The sequence below is a fragment of the Stenotrophomonas sp. Steno-Z4 genome, assembly GCF_056393145.1.
In genome coordinates this window covers 204,846-223,958 of sequence record NZ_JBWJPC010000002.1, presented here as the reverse complement: position 1 = coordinate 223,958, position 19,113 = coordinate 204,846, and the positions used below count along the sequence as shown (strand labels likewise).

General features: G+C 67.4%; 4 protein-coding genes. All 4 read right to left on the bottom strand.

What is annotated here, in order from left to right; all coding sequences use genetic code 11:
* Window positions 1–10: 10 nt before the first annotated feature.
* On the bottom strand, window positions 11–14,992 hold the full coding sequence (locus AC06E7_RS07360) for a hemagglutinin repeat-containing protein (protein ID WP_478063827.1): 14,982 nt from the start codon (window positions 14,990–14,992) through the stop codon (window positions 11–13).
* A 70-nt stretch (window positions 14,993–15,062) separates the two neighbouring features.
* Window positions 15,063–16,787, bottom strand: a complete 1,725-nt coding sequence (locus AC06E7_RS07355; protein WP_478063825.1) for a ShlB/FhaC/HecB family hemolysin secretion/activation protein — start codon at window positions 16,785–16,787, stop codon at window positions 15,063–15,065.
* A gap of 270 nt (window positions 16,788–17,057) precedes the next feature.
* Complete coding sequence (locus AC06E7_RS07350) at window positions 17,058–18,491, bottom strand: ammonium transporter (RefSeq protein WP_478063823.1); 1,434 nt, start codon at window positions 18,489–18,491, stop codon at window positions 17,058–17,060.
* Between the two features lie 18 nt (window positions 18,492–18,509).
* The gene (locus AC06E7_RS07345; RefSeq protein WP_068854487.1) at window positions 18,510–18,848 is read right to left on the bottom strand and encodes a P-II family nitrogen regulator; all 339 of its coding nucleotides are present in this window, start codon (window positions 18,846–18,848) and stop codon (window positions 18,510–18,512) included.
* Between the last annotated feature and the right edge of the window lie 265 nt (window positions 18,849–19,113).

The window sequence follows — 19,113 nt, the reverse complement described above, 5'->3', positions numbered from 1 at the left end:
TTCCAAGCACTCATTGACAAACCTCGACTTTCTTTCCATCGATTATGGACGGCCAGCACTTGGCGGGCGGTGCGCCCGGCAACCACGGCAGCTTGTAGGAGTTGACCTCAGAGCCGATCTTATCTGTATTCGGTCCCCAAACCTGGTCATCCGCCCAGCTGTTCGAGTTGAACATTGGACTCGAACCCGTTCCCCAGCCCGTGGTCTCCACGTTGAAACCACCGTTTCCGGTCGGAATGATTTGCCGGATGACGAATCCTGGATCCAGGGCGTGAGCACCGGGAACAGTGATGTTGATCAGGCTACTGGTGCTGGGATCGATGAGGTGAGTCACGTATCCCAGAGAAAGGCCCATGATTGACAGGTAGCTGACCACGCCATTGCTCGCCAGGCCTTTGCCGTCTGTGCCGGGCCCGGCATATCGCCTCAGCGCATCAAACTGCGAGGCGGGCGTTCCGCAGGTACTGAATGGCTGTCCCATGCATGCGTTGGAGGTAGTGGAGTACTCATGGGGCTGCTTGGTGGTGCCGAATGCCCACTCGTACCCATCAAAGATCTGCTGGAACTTGGTTCCCGGCGTGCCCGGCGTATACGCAGAAGCGTCTACGTTGCGTAGGAACTGCTCACGGGTCGTCGTGGCGCCATTGAACTGCGGCAGGCCTGCAGCCATATTCGCCGCGATAAGCAACCCCTTGGTCTCAATATCCGAGATTGCGCCGAAAGCGAGCTTCTCCTCGTTGTCATCCGCATTGTCCGCGCGGTACAGCTTACCGAAGTGACGCGCGCCGTCGAACAGCTCTGGCATGATTGCATCAACGCACTGGGTCGTTGTACATGCTTTCAGCTTTGCACTGTTGACATCGCTTCGCTGCTGGGCCTCCGCCACTACGGCGTTTCTACATGCATCGTCCTTGGCATCGCATCGCTTCAACTTCTCGCTGAGTATCTCGACATCCTTGGCGGACAGGTAGTTGTTTTCGACTGAATTCTGGGCAATGTTCGCTCCGGCTGCGGCCCCATCGATTCCGTTTCCGCCCATGCTGCCTGCCAGTGCCCCCACGGCCTGGGAGAGCGCAAGGACCATCTGCTTGTCCTGTTCGCTCAACCCTCCAACGTCGCCTTTGTACAGTTGATCGATGATGAACTTGGCGGCCAGCTCTCCACCTGCAGCGGCAGCTGCGCCATTTGCTACGGCGCCACCATTTGCCTCTGCCAGAAGCGCGCCGAGAACTGCATGGGAGATGAGCTGCAACGTGGCGTCCGGGTTGTCCCCATGGTTCGGATCGAACTGACCGCCGATGAAGTTCGCTGCGTAGGGCGCCAACGCGTTGGACGCCACCTGTCCGCCGCCCTGTCCGGAAACGCTGCCCACGATGGCAGTGGTCACTGCATCAAGCGCGCGGCTGTACGCCCCGCCTGTCGCCCACTTCTGCGCCTCCTTGTAGTCATCGCGCGCGGAGAGTATTTCTCGCTGCGCTTCAGGGCTCGTCGCAAGGAACTTCTCCCTGTCCTCCTTGCTGGGCAGAGAAGCCAGATACGCTTCGGTCGCCGCCTTGGTCTTCGCCGCCGCGACATCCCCCGCAATCTGCTTGCTGGTGGCCACCACCGTGCCCGCAGCTGATGACATCGCCTGCTGTTCCTTCATCAACTTCTGGAGGTCTGGCAGCGCATTGATTGACTCATGGGCTTTGCTGGCGTCGGTGTTCACGCCGAGCTCGGCAGCCGTGACTTTTCTGCCGCCGATCGTGATATTGCCCTCCGTCAGCGTGGCGTAGGTGTTGGAGCTGTCACTGCCGTTGCTGGTCATCGGTACGCCACCGCTGAAGTTGGTACCGTCCACATTGCCGAACTTGCCGTTTGCCACATTGCTGCCGATGTCCTTCAACTGGCCGGCTGCGTTCTGGTTGACACCTTCGCCCGTGGCCTTGTGCCCGAACCCACCACTGATGCTCGCCGAGCTGGCGCGGTAATCCATCTCGTTCTTGAGATCAGTGAACGTGAATGTCTCGGCACTCAGTTCGCTGTTGGCCGCATTGGTGCTGGCGATGGCACCGCCCACCAGATTCACGTGGCCGGCGTCGACGTGGTAGCCGCCGTCACCGGCGAACAGCCCTGACTGCTGGCCTACACCCTTGTAACTGCCGTTCGCCTTGGCCGCGCTGGCATAGCCACTGGCGTCCCACGCCGTGCCGATGGAGACCTGGACACGCCCCCCCACCTGGCTGTCCTTGGACATGCTTTCGGCGATGTCCTGGAGCGACTCGATGGTGAGCGTTCCGCCGGTCCTGACGTCAATCCGATCGGCGGTTGCGCTCGCGCCGCGCAGGGTGGTGTCGCCCTTGGCTTTCAGCGAGATGTTGCTGCCGGTCAGCGTCGTGTTCTGCCAAGTGTTGCTTTCGGCATTTGACCTGCTGCTGCCGACACTGGCTTCCGCATAGACATAGACACCGGTTTGTGCGCCCACCGATACGCCTACCCCCACTTCGGCACCGGCGTTGTTGCTCTTGCTCCTGTTCTGCAGGTTCGCTTGACCCGCTTCCAGCAGAATGTCGCGCGCGGAGTCCAGCGCCAGCGTGTTGCCAGCGCTGAGGTTGCCTTGCACCACGTGGATGTCGCCACTAGTGCTGGTCAGGTTGACGTTCCGACCGCCCTGGATGGTTGATCCGCGCGAGACCGTATTGCTGCCATCTGCACTGCTGCTGGCCGACTTGAAGCCGATGCCGGCTTCGGCACTGAACAGCGCGCCGCTACCCGCGCCCTTGGCCGCGCTGGCGATGGCGCTGCCGGCCTGGTACGCGTTCGCGCCAGCCGCCATGCCCTGCATCGCCTGCAGGCGACCGTCGGACTGGCGCGCCGCATCCACGTTGTTGATCAGATCGATGAAGGGCGACTTGATCCGCGCGAACACGCCGATCTTCAAGTCCTTGTCGCTCTGCGAGTTGTAGCCGGTCTCGTCGGCGGTGAGCAGCTCTATCTCGGCTGCGGTGATGTTCACATCCTGCGCGGCCACCACGTTGCTGGCCATCTGGGTGTACTTGCCGCCCGCGCCCAGGTTGACGTTGCCGCCCAGGCTGCCGATGGTGCTGGCTACCTGCGAGACCATGCCGCTGTCGTCCTCATGCTGCTGGCGGTGCCAGCCGGCGAACTTCTCGGTGTCGGAGATCTGCACCGTGCCGATCGCCTTGCTGTCGGCAGTGTTGGCGTTGCGCACGGTGTCCTGGCCGCTCTGCACGGTGAGGTTGCCGGCAGCCCAAATGGTCACGTCTTTCTCTGCGACAAGGTTCGCGGCAGTCAGGGTGATGTCCCCTTCAGTGGTGGCCATACGCACGCCACCGCCCACCGACAACTGCGTACCGGTGATGGTGTCGCTCTGGCCGGTGCCCTGACCACGCGAGTTATTGGTGCCGAACGGCAGGCCGCTGGTGTTGTTGGCGAAGCCCCAGCCCTTGCCGCTGCTCTGGTTGGTACTGGATTCGGTGTTGTGAGCCACGCCGAACACGATGTCCTTGGTGGCGAGCAGCAGGGCATCGCCCTCGGCCGACATCTGCGCGCCCTGGCTGGTGATCGAGCCACCATTGGCGATCAGGGTCAGGTCACCGCCCGCGCTCAGCTGGGCCACGCGGGCGTCGCTGGTGGAGTGGGTCTGGTTGCCGCTCGCACGCTGGCTGCCCCCACTTACCACCACGGAGGTCGTGGCGGCACGCACGCCGGAGGCGGTGCCTTCGGCATTGCGGGTGATATCGCCCATGATCGAGCCACTATCGGCCATGCCGTCGGTGGTTGAATCGCGGGCGCTGCGATAGGCCTTGGTGGGATCGTAGGTGACGCCCATGGAGAAGCCGCTGGATTTGCTGGACTGGCTGTTCTGCGTGTCCACCGTGTCCTGGCGTGCGACCAGGTTGATGTCCTTGCCGATCAGGGTCAGGTCCTGACCGGCGGCGACGTCGGAGGCGGCGAGGGTCAGCTGGTTTCCCGCGCTGATCTGCACATTGCCGTTCATCGACCCCACGGCCGAGCCCACCTGCGTGGTGGACTGCAGGGCGCTTTCGGTGTTGCTGCGGGCGCTGCTGTAGCCCACCGACGCGACGCCGTTGGCGAAGCCGCCGGTGATGCCGGACTTCTTCTGGTTGAAGCTGTGCGCCTCGTTGAAGGTGTCCTGCGCCGATTCGATGGTGACATTGTTCGCAGCAGCGATGCGCAGGTCGTTGTCGGCCAGCACGGTGGAGCCGCTGATGCCCACGTTGTTGCCCGCAAGGATGTCCACGGTCTTGCCCGTCACGGTGGTACCTACGGCATAGCTGGCCGAGCTCTGGTCGTGGGTAGTCGTGGTCGTGGTGGACAGTGTCTTCTTCTTGCGCGAGAACTCGTCCACCACCAGGTCATGGGTCTCCTGCGCGGTGCTGAGGGTCACGTCGCGACCGGCCGACAGCACTACGCCGCCGTCGCTGCTGGCCACCGTGGTGGCCTGCAGGGTCAGGTCACGTCCGGCCTGCAGGGCAACGCCTTCACCGCCGCTCAGCTGGTTGCCCAGCACGTAGGCGTCAGCCGCGCTGACCTCGCGTGAATGGTTCCTGCTTTTGGCGCTGCTGTCGATGCTCTGCGTGTCCAGCACGGCAATGCTGTTGATGTCACGCCCCGCCTGCGCCACCAGCGCATTGGCGGCCGACACGTTCGCGGCGGCCAGGTTCAGATCGTTGCCCGCGCGGAGCGCCACGTCGCCGGCACCGGTGATGGTGGTGCCGATGTGGGTGACCTGGCTCTGCTTGTTGAAGTTGCCGCTGTCGTGGGTGAGTGCGACGCTGCTCTGCTGGGTTACCGCGGTCAGATTGATGTCGCCCCCCGCCACGATGGCGGTGAGGCCGTCGGCACCGGCGTTGGCCAGCTGTGCGGCACGCAGTTCCACGTTGCCGCCGGCGTTGACACTGAGCACGCCGGCACCGTCTGCGTTGGTCACGTACAGGCCGGCCACGCGGTCCAGCGTGGTGGTGCGCTGGGTCAGCAGGTCGCCCTTGTCCTGCCACTCATGGGTGGTGGAAGCCACGGTGATGTCACCGCCGGCCTTGAGCGCCAGCACGTCGGTGGCGGTGACGGTGCTGCCGATGATGTCGATGTTGCCGCTGGCCTTCAGGCCCACCTGCTGGCCACTGATCTGCCCGCCACCGATGTTGCGGATGTTGCCGGCGTCGATGCTGACCAGCTGGCGCCCGGCGATGGAGCCGTTGCTGACCAGGTCGCCGCGCAGCTTGATGTCCACGTCGGCACCGGCGAGCAGTGCCCCGTTGTGGTCGAGGTCGCCCGGCATTACGCGCAGGTAGACCTGCGGCACCAGCGCGCGGGCGACCGAGCCATCGGCCAGGGTCACGTCCTGCTCCACCAGCCACACGATGTCGCTGGTGAGCCGTGCCATCTGCTCGGCGGTCAGGGCCACGCCCGGACGCAGGCCCCATTCGCCGGCCACGGTGGCGCCGGCTTCCAGCAGCGCGCGGTACTGGTCTTCGTCGCTGGCATAGCCGTCGAGGAAGCGACGGCCGGTGAGCTCACCGATCTGTTCGCGCACCAGCTTCTGCTCGTAGAAACCGTCGCCCATGCGCTTCTGGGTCTGCGACGGCTCGTAGCCGGCGCGCTGCAGCAGGTAATCGGAGCTGAGCCAGCTGCGGTAGTTGGCGAATTTCGGATCGGTTTCGACCAGGTAGCTGCCGCGGTTGGCATCCACGTTGAACAGGCTGGCGCTGGGGGCGCTGGCGTTCGGCGCGGTGGTCACCACCACGTGCGGGTCGTTACCAGCGGCGGCCACGGCCTGCTTGCGGTCGAGCGCGGCGTTGCTGCCGCTGCCGGCATGGCTGCCGCCCTGCGCGGCGCTCGGGCCGGCGGCGGTGGCCTGGGTGGCCTGGGTTGCCCTCACGTCCTGGACGGCGCCGCTGCCGGGCCCGGCCGTGCCGACCTGGCCGGGACCCTGCGCCGTGGCAGCATCGGCCGACTGCGCGTCGGTCGTTCCGGGGCCCTGCACGACGCTGCCGTTGTGACCCTGCGCTGCGGTGGCTGCGCCGGGGCCCTGTGCGGCCACCGGGCCGGCGCCCTGGCCGGTGGCCTGGCCGGGGCCCTGTACCGCGCCGGCACCCGGACCGACCGAACCCGCACCGGGACCGCCGTTGTTGAGGTTGGCCATGCTGCTGCCATCGCGGACGTTGGGCGCGTCGCTGCCGTTGTTTTCGTTGCGCAGCGTGCCGACATCGACGATCAGCTTGCCACCGGCGACAAGGCCGGCGCCCAGTACACCGACCTGCTCGGAAATGGGGGCTGCGCTCCAGGCGCTGGATGAGCCGCCGTAGGTGACGCTGACGTTGTTGAAGTAGTGGGTGCGTTCCAGCTTACGGGCCGTGTTGATGACCGACGCGTCCTGGGTCAGGCCGTGGATCTCCAGATTGCCACCGGCGGCGATGCTGGCGTAATCATTGCGCAGTGCATTGGTGTTGATGCTGATGCGCCCGCCCGCGTTGATCACCGCATCGGCACCGGCCGAAACCACCACGTCTTCCACCGTGGTACGGGTCGCATCGCGGTACTTCTCGTTGCCGCTGGTGCGTTCGGGGTGACGCTGCATGTTGATCAGCATCGCGTCCGGATTGTCGTAGTCCGGGTAGGTGATCAGCTGCACGCAGTTCGTGGTGCACGTCCCGTAGGCATTGCTGTAGGCCAGGGTGTCCGACTCGTAGCGGAACGCCGGACTGCCCGGCTGGGGTTTGGAAAGCTCACGGAACGGATCTTCTGCTCCGGCACCCAGCTGGTCGGGGTTGCTGCGGTTGTCTGCACGGCCGACATAGTAGATCACCACCGTGCCGTCCTGGACATTCAGGCGCGCACGTTCACCGCGCGCACCATAGAGGCCGCCGCGGGCAAAGTAGTAGGCGCTGGTGTTGGGGGTCATCCGTACGACCGCCTTGCGGATCTGCTGGCCGTCGGGCGTGATGTAGGCCGTGTCTTCCAGGATGTCGGCCGGGTTGAGGTAGTAGATTTCAAGAGGCTGGAAGTTGGACGTAGTGCGAAGGGCACCGTCGTTGTCGCCGTTCTTGAACCACCCCGGCTGGTTCAGCCGCACCGTGCCGTGCACGATGGTCTGCTGCTGCACCACCACGTTTTCGCGGATGTTGTTGACCGCCAGCGCATTGATGTCCAGGTTGCCGGCGATTTCGATGGTGGAGCTGAGGTTGTCGATGCGCTGCGCGGTGCCCACCGCGTTCAGTCCATTCAGGCCGCCGCCGATCACGGCGTCGCCATCGCTGAAGATCAGGCCCTGGCCGCTGTTGGTCAGCACGCCCACGCCCAGGTCCAGGCGCTGGCGCGCGGCAATGGTGGCCGAGCGCTGCGCGCCGCCAACGTTCTCGGCGACATTGTTGAGCGTGCCGGCATTGATGGCGATGCGATCGCCATAGATGCGGCCGGTGCCGATGTTGGTCAGGGTGCCCGCGTCGATATGCGTGGTACGCCCGTCGAGCAGACCGCGGTTGACCAGTTCACCGCCGGCCACCAGCCGGGTCAGGCCGACCGAGCTGATTTCGCCGGTGGCCGCGTTGTAGACGTTGCCGGCACTGATGTTGACGTTGGCTCCCTGCAGCTTGCCCAGGTTGTCCAGATTGCCCTGGATGGCGAGGGTCAACGTACCATTGGCGGCCAGCTCGCCGGTATTGGTGTGGCTCTGGCCCAGTTCCAGGGTCATGTCGCCCTGCGACAGCAGCTTGCCGTCTCCGGTGATTTCGCGGGTGTGGATGAACTGGCTGGTGCCGGCCACCAGCGTACCGCCGGCGTTGGCGATGCTGTCGGCGCGGATCTCGGAAGTCTGCGAGGCCGAAACCAGCCCGCCCGCGTTGTTGAGCTGGTTGCTGAGCTGCACTTTCAGGTTGTCGGCCAGCACCTGGCCCTGCTGGTTGTCCAGGCTGCCACTGGTAAGCAGAAGTTGCTTGCCCTGCAGGCCCAGAGCCGGGCCGTTGGGTCCGCTCAGGGTGTTGCGGTTGTCGACGCTGGCGGCCTGCACGGTCAGCGTGCCGGCGGCAGCCACCAGCCCGCTGCGGTTGTCCAGCACGCCGGGCAGCAGCAGGTCGGCATTGCGACCGACACTGATGGCGCCACCAGCGTTGTTCAGCTGCTGCGCGCGCAGCGTGAGGTCGTCGGCACCCTGCAGCGAGCCGCCGCCGGAGTTGTCCACGCTGCTGGCATTGACGGTGATGGCGCCCTGGCCAAATACCGCGCCGGCGCGGTTGTCGAATGTGCCGCTGGCGATGTCCAGCGCGCCGCTGCTGTTGATGCCGTTGCCGTTCGCGTTGGTGTTGAGCAGCGCCTGGCCGGCGGTGTCGATGCGCAGGTTGCCGGCCGATTGCAGCAGGCCGCCGCTGTTGTCCAGCAGGCCGGTATGCAGCGTGGTACCGCCGGTCAGGCTGGCCACCGTGCCGGCACGGTTGTCCAGCGCCTGGCCGTGCGTGTTCAGATCGACGGTGCCGGCAATGACCCTGCCGGCCTGGTTGTTCATGCCGGCCGTGCCCAGCTGCAGGGCGGTACCGGCCTGGATCAGGCCGCCGGCATTGTTGAGCTGGGTGGAGGTGTCGAGCTGCAGCCCCGTACCGGCAGCGAGGATGCCGGCGGCGTTGTTCAGCGACTGCGCATCGATGTCGGCGCTGCCGCCCGCGTTGATGGTGCCCTGCGCGCTGTTGTCGAGCAGGCCGTCGACGGTGAGGGTCAGTGCTGACGCGCCATCGGTATGCAGGATGCCGGCGCGATTGTCGACGCTGGCAGCAGTGACGGTGGCAGCGCCGCCGGTGAGGATGCGTCCGTTACGGTTCTCCAGCGCACCGCCGATGGCCAACTGGCTGCTGCCGGTGCCGGCGGCCTGAACGGTGCCCTGGTTGTTGGTGAACTGGGCGGCGTGCAGATCCAGCGCGCCGTTGCTGGCGAGGGTGCCGGCGGTGTTGTCCAGGCGGCCGCGTACGTTCAGTGCGAGCACGTCCGTGCCCGCCGCGGTCAGGCTGCCCCCGGCCGTGGTCAGGTTGCCGGTCTGGACGGTGATGCGCTGCGCGGCGGTGGTGCCGTTGCGCAGGTCGGTGTTTTCGCCCTGCAGGTGCAGGCTGCCATTGCTGAGCAGTTTGCCGCCCTGGCCGTCGAGCGTACCGGCGTTGATTGCCAGCGAGCCGGTCCCGGCCTGCTGCACGGTGCCGCCAGCATTGCCCAGCGTGGACGCGGTGATCTGGAGATCGCCATTGCTGGCCAAGGTCCCGTTGTTGCCATTGTCCAGGCTGCCCTGCACCGCAATCGTGCTGGCGCCGCTACCGCCGGACAGCACGGTGCCCCCACGGTTGTCGAAGCCGGTGGCGACGATGTCCAGCTGGCTGGCGCTGAGGGTGGCATCACGGTGATCGACGTCCCCCGCGCGCAGGATCAAGGCGCCTGCGGTGGCGATGCTGCCCTGCTGGCCGCTCAGGCTGCCGGTCTGCAGGGTCAAGCCACCGTTGCCCGCGTGGGCGATCCTGCCGGCGGTGTTGACCAGGCTACCGGCCTGCAGGTGCAGGGCGCTGGCGTTGCTGGCCACGGTGCCCCGGGTATTGTCGAGCTGGCCGGTCACCTCGATGCGGGTGTTGGCGCTGCCGGCCGAGCTCAGGGTGCCGTCGACGTTGGACAACGAACCGGCAGTGATCTGCTGCGCGCCATTGGCCGCGATGGTGCCGCCGTTGTTGCCGAGCGCGTCGCGCACCTGCAGGACCATGGCCTGCTCGCCGGTGGCACTCAGCGTGCCGCCTGCGTTCTGCAGGCTGCCGGCGGTGATCTGGATGTCCCGCGCGGCGGTGGTGCCGCCAGTGAGGTCGAGGGTTTCGCCCTGCAGCGCCAGTGCGCCGTTGCTGACGATGCGGCCGCCGGCGCCGTGCAGGGCCTGCGTTTCGATCTGCAGCTGGCCGTCGCCGGCCTGCTCGATGCTGCCGGCGCGGTTGTCCAGCGTGCCTGCGCGCAGGTATGCGTCACCGCCGCTGGCGATCAGGCCTGCGTTGCTGTTGTCCAGCACACCGTCGGCGCCGACGCTGAGCGCACCGGCGCTGTGCAGGGTACCGCCCTGGTTGTTCACGCTGACCGCCGCGATGTCGAGGTCGCCGCTGACCAGCACCTTGCCGTCGCGGTTGTCCAGGGCCTGCCCGATGGCGAGCTGGCTGGCGGCGGTTCCCGCGGCCTGCACGGTGCCGGCGACGTTGACCAGGTTTGCGGCGCGCAGGTCCAGTGCGCCGTTGCTGGCCACGGTGCCGCCGCTGTTGTCGAGCTGGCCGCGCGCGTGCAGCACCAGCGCCTCGGTGCTGGTCGCGGTGAGCTTGCCACCGGCGGTGGTCAGGTTGCCGCTGTCGATGCGGATGCGCTGCGCCGAGGTGGTGGCGTTGCGCAGATCGATGTCGTCGCCCTTCAGGGTCAGGCTGCCATTGCTGACAAGCGTGCCACCTGTCCCGTTGAGCGTGGCAGTGTTGATGTCGAGCAGGCCGCTGCCGGCCTGTTGTACCGTGCCACCGGCGTTGCCGAACACCGCTGCGTTGACGGTCAGATCACCATTGCTGGCGATCACGCCCTGCTCGCCGTTGTCCAGCGTGGCGTCCACGGTCAGGCGGTTGGCCCCGGTGCCGGTGGCGACCAGTTTGCCGCCGCGGTTGTCGAAGGAGCGGGCATCCAGCGCGATCTGTACGGCCTGCAGCGTGGCACCGTGATGGTCCACGTCCGTGGCGGTCAGGGCGAGGTTGCCTGCGGTGACGATGGTGCCGTCGCGGCCATCCAGCTGGCCCGTACCCAGCGTGAGGCCCTGCGTGCCGGCATGGTTGAGGGTGCCTTCCACATTGCGCAGGCTGCCGGCATTCACGGCCAGCGCGGCGGCGTTGCTGGCGATCAGGCCCTTCGAATTGTCCAGTTCGCCACTGACGGTGATCTGGCTGTTGGCGGTACCGGCCGAGCTCAGCGTGCCATTGCGGTTGGACAGCGTGCCGGCATCAATGCGCTGGGCGCCGTTGGCGGCGATGGTGCCGCCGTGGTTGCCCAGGCGGTCGCGCACCTGCAGCAGCATCTCGGCGGTGCCGGTGGAACTGAGGGTGCCCCCGCTGTTGTCCAGGCTGCCGGCCTGCACGCTGATATCGGTGGCGCCAACCGCGCCGTCGCGCAGGTCCAGTTCCTCGCCCTGCAGCTGAAGCGCGTCGCTGGCGACCACCGTGCCGCCCGCATTGCGCAGCAGCGCGGCGTCGATATGCAGGCTGCCGTTGCCGGAAATGGCACCGCCGCCGTTGTCCAGCGTGTCGGCCACGCGGATCTTCGACGTCGCTTCGCCGGCGGCGATCAGCTTGCCGTGATCGTTGATGAAGCTGCCGGCGGCGATGTCGACCGTACCATTGCTGCCGAGCATGCCGCCGCTGTTGTCCAGCAGGGTGCGGGCCTTCACCTGCAGCAGGCCGGTGCCCACCGCGGTGAGCTGGCCGCCGCCGGTGATCAGGCGTTCGCTGTCGATGGCAATCTGCTGCGCCGAGGTAGTGCCTTTGCCAAGGTCGAGGGTGTCGCCCTCCAACCGCAGGGCGCCGTTACTGAGCAGCGTGCCTGCCGTGCCCTGCAGGGTCTTCACCTCGATGGCGAGCGTGCCGCTGCCGGCCTGTTGGATCGTGCCGCCGGCATTGCCCAGGGTCTGGGCCGTGAGGGTCAGGTCGCCATTGGTGGCCAGGCTGCCGCCGTCACCGTTGTCCAGGGTGTCGGCCACCTGCACCGTGTTGGCACCGGTACCGGTGGCGACGATGCTGCCGCCGCGGTTATCGAGCGACCGCGCGCTGAGGTCGAGCTGGCTGGCCGCCAGTGAGGCGCCTCGATGGTCGATCGCGTCGGCGCTGAGCGTGACCGCGCCGCCGGTACCGATGTGCCCGTCCTGTCCATCCAGGCGGCCAGTGCTGATCGACAGCCCCCCCGTACCGGCGTGGCTGATGGCGCCGTCGGCGTTGACCAGCGTGCCGGTCTGCAGCTGCAGCGCTGCGGCATTGCTGGCTACGCTGCCGGCGTGGTTGTCCAGGGTGCCCGCCACCACGATGCGGGTGTCGGCGGTGCCGGCCGAGGTGAGCTCGCCGCGGCGGTTGCTCAGCGAGCCCGCCTCGATCTGCTGTGCACCGTTGGCACTGAGGGTGCCGCCATCGTTGAGCAGGGCGCCGCTGACGTTCAGCTGCAGAGCCTGCTCGCCCAGCGACAGCAGCGTGCCGTGGCTGTTGTCCAGCGACCCGGCGCGGATGTCCACCTGGCGTGCGCGGGTGCTGCCCTTGCGGACATCCAGCGCCTGCGCCTGCAGCTGCAGCAGACCGTTGCTGGCGATGCTGCCCGCGCTGCCCTGCACGGTATTGGCGGTGATCTGCAGGGTGCCGTCGCCGGCGTGATCGATGCTGCCGCCGGCGTTGAGCAGGCCGTCGGCGTCGATGCGCAGGTCGCCATTGCTGGACAGCGTGCCACCCTGGTTCTGCAGCAGGCCGCTTGCGCGCAGCGTGCTTGCTCCGGTGCCGGCGGCGACCAGCTTGCCGCCGTTGTTGATGAGTGTGGTGGCCTCGATGGCCAGTGCACCGTTGCTGCCGAGCAGGCCACCGGTGTTGTCCAGGGTGCGGCTCACCTGCAGGTTCAGCGCCTCGGGACCGGCCGAGGTGAGCGAGCCGCCGGCGGTGACCAGATCGCTGGTATGGATGTCGATGCGCTGGGCAGCGGTGGTGCCGTCGCGCAGGTTGGTGGTGCCGCCCTGCAGCAGCAGGCTGCCGTTGCTGAGCACGCTGCCGCCCTGGCCCTGGAGGGTGGCCGCATCGATGCGCAGGCTGCCGCTGCCGGCCTGCTGCACGGTGCCGCCGGCATTGCCCAGTTGCGCTGCGCTGATCTGCAGGTCGCCGTTGCTGGCCACGGTGCCGCCGTCGCCGTTGTCCAGGGTGCCCTGTACGTTCAGGCTGCTGGCGTGCTGCCCGGTGGCGAGCACGCGCCCGCCGCGGTTGTCGAAGGACGCGGCGGTCATGCTGACCTGGTTGGCAATCAGCTGCGCATTGCGGTGGTCGGCGGTGCCCAGCTGCAGGAGCAGGTCGCCTGCGGTGGCGAGGGTACCGCCCGCGCCATCCAGGCGATCGGCGCGCAGGCGCAGGCCGTCGCTGCCGGCGTGGCTGATGCTGCCCCGCGTATTGACCAGGGTGCCGATGCCCAGGCCGAAGCTGGCCGCGTTGCTGGCGATGCTGCCATCGCGGTTGTCGAGCGTGCCGATCGACCAGGCGGTGGTGGCGCTGCCGCCGTGCGCCAGGCTGCCGCCCCGGTTGAGCAGTGTCTGCGTGTGCAGCTCCGCACCCTGGGCCAGGGTCATGTGCCCGTCGCTGTTGTCCAGCGTGGCTACCCGGGCGGTGGTGGCGCCCTGCACTTCCAGGGTGCCGCCGACGTTGCGCAGGGCCTGGCCCTGCACCTTCAGGGTGTCTACACCGAGCGTGCCGCCGCTGTTGTCCAAGCTGCTGCGCGCGTCGAGCTGCAGCACGCCGGTGGCGTCGATGGCACCACCGTCGTTGTCCAGCGTGCGCGCGATGTTGAGCACGCCGGCCGCCAGGGGAACCGTCGTGGCGGGCGGCGGAGTGGTGCCGGTGCCGGGCGTCGGGGTACCCGTGCCGGTGCCGGGAGTGCTGCCGCTGCCCGGTGCGGTGCCGCCGGTGTTGCCGGTACCTTCGCCTGGCGTGGTGGTGGCCACGGTACCGATCTGCCCCTGCAGGTTGTGGATGTCGGCACCCTTCAACTGCAGCGCCTGCGCCCCCACCTGTTCGATGCTGCCGGCGCGGTTGCGCAGCGCGTCGGCGTTGAGTTCGAGCCGGCGTGCGTTGAGCGTGCCGCCGCTGTTGTCGATGTCGGTGGGGGTGTCCACGCGCAGCTCGCGCTCGGCGCTGAGCGTGCCGGCGTTGGCCACGCCGCCTGCGGCTTTGATGCGGGTGTCCTGCTGGGCGTGCAGCGCGCCGGTGTTTTCCAGCCGTCCTTCGGCGGTGACCACCAGTTCGCCGGCCTGCGCACCGATCTTGCCGGCGTTGCGCATGCCCACGCCCTGCTCGTTGCCGACCAGCCAGATGCGGTTGGCATACATGCCGCCCAGCGCGCCCACGTCCAGGGCGAACGCCGGGGCGCCGCTGCCGGCGGCCTGCGGGGTCACGGCGGTGTTGTCCGCGCTGACCACGTTGTTGCCCAGGCTGGCCTGCAGCTGGTTGGCCCAGATGCCGGCGTTGACCTGCAGCGAGCGGGTGATGATGTCGGTGTAATCGGTGCGGCTGGCATCCAGGCCGGCACCGGCAATGCGGATGGCGCCCCCGGCAACCCGGTAGCCTTCCAGCGCACCGTTGCTGACGATGGGCGTGCCGGTGGTCAGGGTGACGCGGCTGGCGTTGAGGAAGCCGGCGCCGTCGACCTGGATGCCGGCCGGATTGGCGATGATCACCTGCGCGCGGGCGCCGGCCACCTCGATGTAGCCGTTGAGCTGACTGGGACTGCTGCTGTTGATTTCATTGAGGATGACGCGCGCGGTGCCGGTGGCCAGCCACGGGTTGCCCTGCACCCAACCGCCGATCTGGGTCTGGGTATCGCCACGCGAGTTGTTGAGGATCACGCCCTGCGCGCCAACGTCGAACTGCTGGTACTGGTTGCGCGAGACACCCGCCGCACTGGGCGTGGTGATGTTGACCTGCGGGGTGCCGTTGGCCGAGCTGACCACGGTGGGGCGCTGGTCGGCCGGCGCGTTGGGGTCGGCGATGATGCGGCCGGCGCTGGGTGACTGCTGCGCCGAGAGCGGCTGCACCACGCCCACCCAGCCCAGCGCCAGCCACAGGGCGAAGCTCACCGGGCGCAGCGTGGCCACCGTGTTTCCACCGCGCGCGTCGCAGCCACCGCGCGGTGCGGTGACCAGCTCGGAGGCGACCTGCATGACACCCAGCGTGCGGTTGAAGACCAGACGGTAGACTCGATTCACGGCGTTGCTTCCTTTCAATGCGGTGGTAAGGGCGCGCACCTGCACGGTGCGCAGTACCGTACGACGGGCGTCAGAACGAGACGCCGAGATTCATGCCAAAGGTGGTGTAGGCGGTCTGGAAACCGGCGGGCTTGTCCAGCGGGCTGCCCACGAAGCCTTCCCATTGCACGTGGCGGGTGCCACCGCGCAGGCCCAGCGCCATGCCGGTGAGGCGGTCGCCGAGCAGCCATTCGGTGGACGGGCCGCTGACCTGGCCGTGGTCGATCGCCACGTAGCTCTCCACTGCGCCGCCGAGCGCGAACGCCAGCTCATTGCGCAGCAGCCAGCCGCGCTCGCCGGTGAGCGAGACTTCACCGTCGAAGCCACGCACGGTGTAGCGCCCGCCGATGGAGAAGCGGTCCTGCGGGACCAGCCGCGAGCGGTTCCACTGCGCGCGCCAGCTGCCGGTGTAGCGCACGGCCTGGCCACCCCACTGCATCGGCATGGTGAGCTGCGCATCGGCGGTGACTACCTTGCCGCGCGCGGTGCCTTCGCCGAACCCCTCCTCCGGTGCGTGCAGCGCATCGAACGCGCCGGTACCACGTCGGTAGGCCAGGTTGCCGTCCAGGGTGGCCTTGCCGATGAACTGGCGGTGGGCGAGCCCGAGTTCCCAGCCGGCCATGCGCCGGCGCTGCACCAGGATTTCGGTGTCGTCGATGAAGTTGTCCGAATCGCGGTACCAGCCGCGCGCGTGCATGCTGGTCTTTGCGCGCGCGTTGCGGAACAGCATGCGGGTAAGGCGCAGTTCGGCGTTGCGGCTGGAGCCGCTGTATTCGTAGGTCTCGAACGCGCCGGCCACGGTCTGCTGGTAGTCGTACTCGCTGGCGTTGGCACCCAGCAGCCACCACCCCATGGGGACGCTGTAGTGCGCGGCCCAGCTGTCGGTGCCGCGTGCGCTGCCGTTGAACACGGACTTGCCTGCGTTGAAATAGAACAGGTCGCTGATCCCGGCCAGGTTGTCCAGCGATACCGTGGCACCGGCCTGCAGCTTGCCGGTGGAGGTGCTGCCGGCGTCGTCCAGGGTCAGGTTGAGGCGCACGGGCGCGCGCTGGCTCCAGCTGATGACCAGGTCGCTCTCACCGGGCCGGGCCTGCTCGCCTTCCTGCGGCGGTGCGATCTGGATGTCCACGGTGGCGGTCGGCACGCGCTGCAGGTTTTCCAGCGCCTGTTCGATGTCGCGCAGGTTGAGCAGGTCGCCGGGGCCGACCGCCAGTGCGTTCCACAGCGCCGGGGTGCGTCCTTCACCGCTGGCAAAGCGGACCGCGTGGATGCGGCCGGGCACCACCGTGAGCGTGAGCGTGCCGGTCTTCAGGTCCTGCGGTGCGGCAAGGATGCGGGTGGTGACGAAGCCGCGGGCGATGATCGCGTTCTGCACCCGCTTCATCACGATGTCCACGCCACCGGTGCCGAGGCAGCGCCCGGTGGCGCGATCGTTGCGCGGATCGGCGGCCTTGAGCGCCCAGCCGAAGCGATCAGCCAGTTCACCGTCGAGCACGATGTGGTTGATGGTGAAACAGGGCGATTCGTCGACCGGCAGGCGACCGACGGCTTCTTCCGGGGCTGCCTGCAGGCGCACGTCAGGCGTGGTTTCCTGCTGCTCGCGCAGCACACGCTCACGCTCCTGCTGGCGCAGCAGTTCCTGGTCTGACGGCCCGGCCACCTGTGCAACGGCGGCAGCCGGCAGGCAGGCGATTGCCACGGCCACGGCCAACGGCCAGCGCAGCGCACGGCTGCGTTCGATACGTCCCTGATCCACGTTCACGCGCTTCCCTGGCAGAAAATTCTGAAGCCTCCGATCCTGAAACGGCCGGCGGGCGGCGAACTTTAAAGCAATCCCGCGATCCGAAACAGCTCTGGATCCTCCCTTTCGTTTGTAGGAAAACTACGCATCGCGCGTGAAAGTGAGACTTCGCCCGGGGCGTGCGCGGGCATAAAAAAACCGGCGGCCCGAAGACCGCCGGTAGCAACGTCAATGGTCAACGTGCATTACCGCAATGGTGTAACCCCGAAGAAACTGTGACCTCTATCAGACCTCGTAAGCGGATTCGCCGTGCGAGGTGACGTCCAGACCAGTGCGCTCGGCTTCCTCGGTGACGCGCAGGCCGAAGACCAAGCGCACCACCAGCAGGATGGCGACGGTGACGACCGCGCACCAGGCGATGGTGAAGCCTACGCTGACCAGCTGCACCCAGATCTGGTGGCCGATGTCGAGGTCGGCCTTGGTGCCGCCCAGCGACTGCGCGCTGAACACACCGGTGAGCAGCGCGCCGACGATGCCGCCGACCCCGTGCACGCCGAACACGTCGGCGGTGTCATCAACCTTGAGCAGGCGCTTGAGGCCGGTGACGCCCCACACGCAGACCACGCCGGTGACCAGGCCGATCACGATCGCACCCAGCGGACCCACGGTGCCGCAGGCCGGGGTGATGCCGACCAGGCCGGCGACCGCGCCGGACGCCGCGCCCAGCGCGGACGGCTTACCCTTGCTGACCGCTTCGACCAGGGTCCAGCCCAGCACCGCAGCGGCGGTGGCGAGGATGGTGTTGATGAAGGCCAGCGATGCCACGGTGTCGGCAGCAGCAGCCGAGCCGGCATTGAAGCCGAACCAGCCCACCCACAGCAGCATCGCGCCGATGTAGGTGAACGGCACGTTGTGCGGCTTCAGGGCGGTCTGGCCGTAGCCGATGCGCTTGCCGACGAAGTACGCGGCGACCAGGCCGGCCACGCCCGCGTTGATGTGCACCACGGTGCCACCGGCGAAGTCGATCGCGCCCATTGCGCCCAGGTAACCGCCACCCCACACGATGTGGGCCATCGGGATGTAGCTCAGGGTGAACCACAGTGCCGAGAACAGCAGCACCGCCTTGAACTTGATGCGCTCGGCGAACGCACCGACGATCAGCGCGGTGGTGATGCCGGCGAAGGTGGACTGGAAGGCAACGAACAGGTAATCCGGCAGGCCCTTGATCGGGGTGTTACCCACCGAATCGGGCGCAAAGCCCTTGAGGAAGGCGAACTGGGTGAACGAGCCGAAGAAGGCGTTGCCTTCGCTGAACACCGCGCTGTAGCCGTAGGCCACCCACAGGATCAGCACCAGCGAGAACACCACCAGGATCTGGCTGAGGACGGACAGTACGTTCTTGGAGCGGACCAGGCCGCCGTAGAACAGGGCCAGGCCAGGCACCACCATCAGCAGCACCAGCAGGGTGGAGGTGAGCATCCAGGCGACGTCGCCGTGGTCGAAGGTGGGCGCTGCGGCAGCTTCCGCGGCGGCGGCCGGTGCCGCGGCTTCCGGGCCGGGCAGCGGTTCGACGGCAACGGCTTCCGATGGTGCGGGGCTGACCTGGGCCTGGGCATGCGCGGTGCCGGGGAAGGCACCCACCGCCAGCGCGCTGAACAGCATCAACAGGCACACCGCGTGGAACCGGGCTTGCCACCCGGTGAACAAGGAAGTCTTCATTGTGGGCTCCGAGTGGGGTTAGAGCGCGTCCGCGCCGATTTCGCCGGTGCGGATGCGGATGACCTGTTCAACGGCGGTGACGAAGATCTTGCCGTCGCCGATCTTGCCGGTGCCGGCCGCGTTCTGGATCGCTTCAACCACCGCGTCCAGGCGTTCGTCGGTGACCACGGTTTCGATCTTGATCTTGGGCAGGAAATCCACGACGTATTCGGCGCCGCGATACAACTCGGTGTGTCCCTTCTGGCGACCGAAGCCTTTTACTTCAGTCACGGTAATGCCCGACACGCCCGCATCGGAGAGGGCCTCGCGGACCTCGTCGAGCTTGAACGGCCGGATGATGGCGGAGATCAGTTTCATGCGCATGTCCCGATGGTGGATGGAACCGGCCCGAAGACGCAGGCCGATGTCAGGTCAACCGGCGGCCACTTGCACATGGCCGCCGGTCGTTGCGCCGGACGTTGCATGGACCGCGATGACGCGGGAGGGAGGTGTGGCCCATGCTGCGCGTCCGGTCTCTCTTTTCCCCTGGTGGTGCGGCAGAAGCAGCCGACTAACAGTCGGCTCTACCGGGTGGTGCGTGCGGATTGTCGGGTGGTGCGTGCGGATTGTCGCGTGGTGCGTG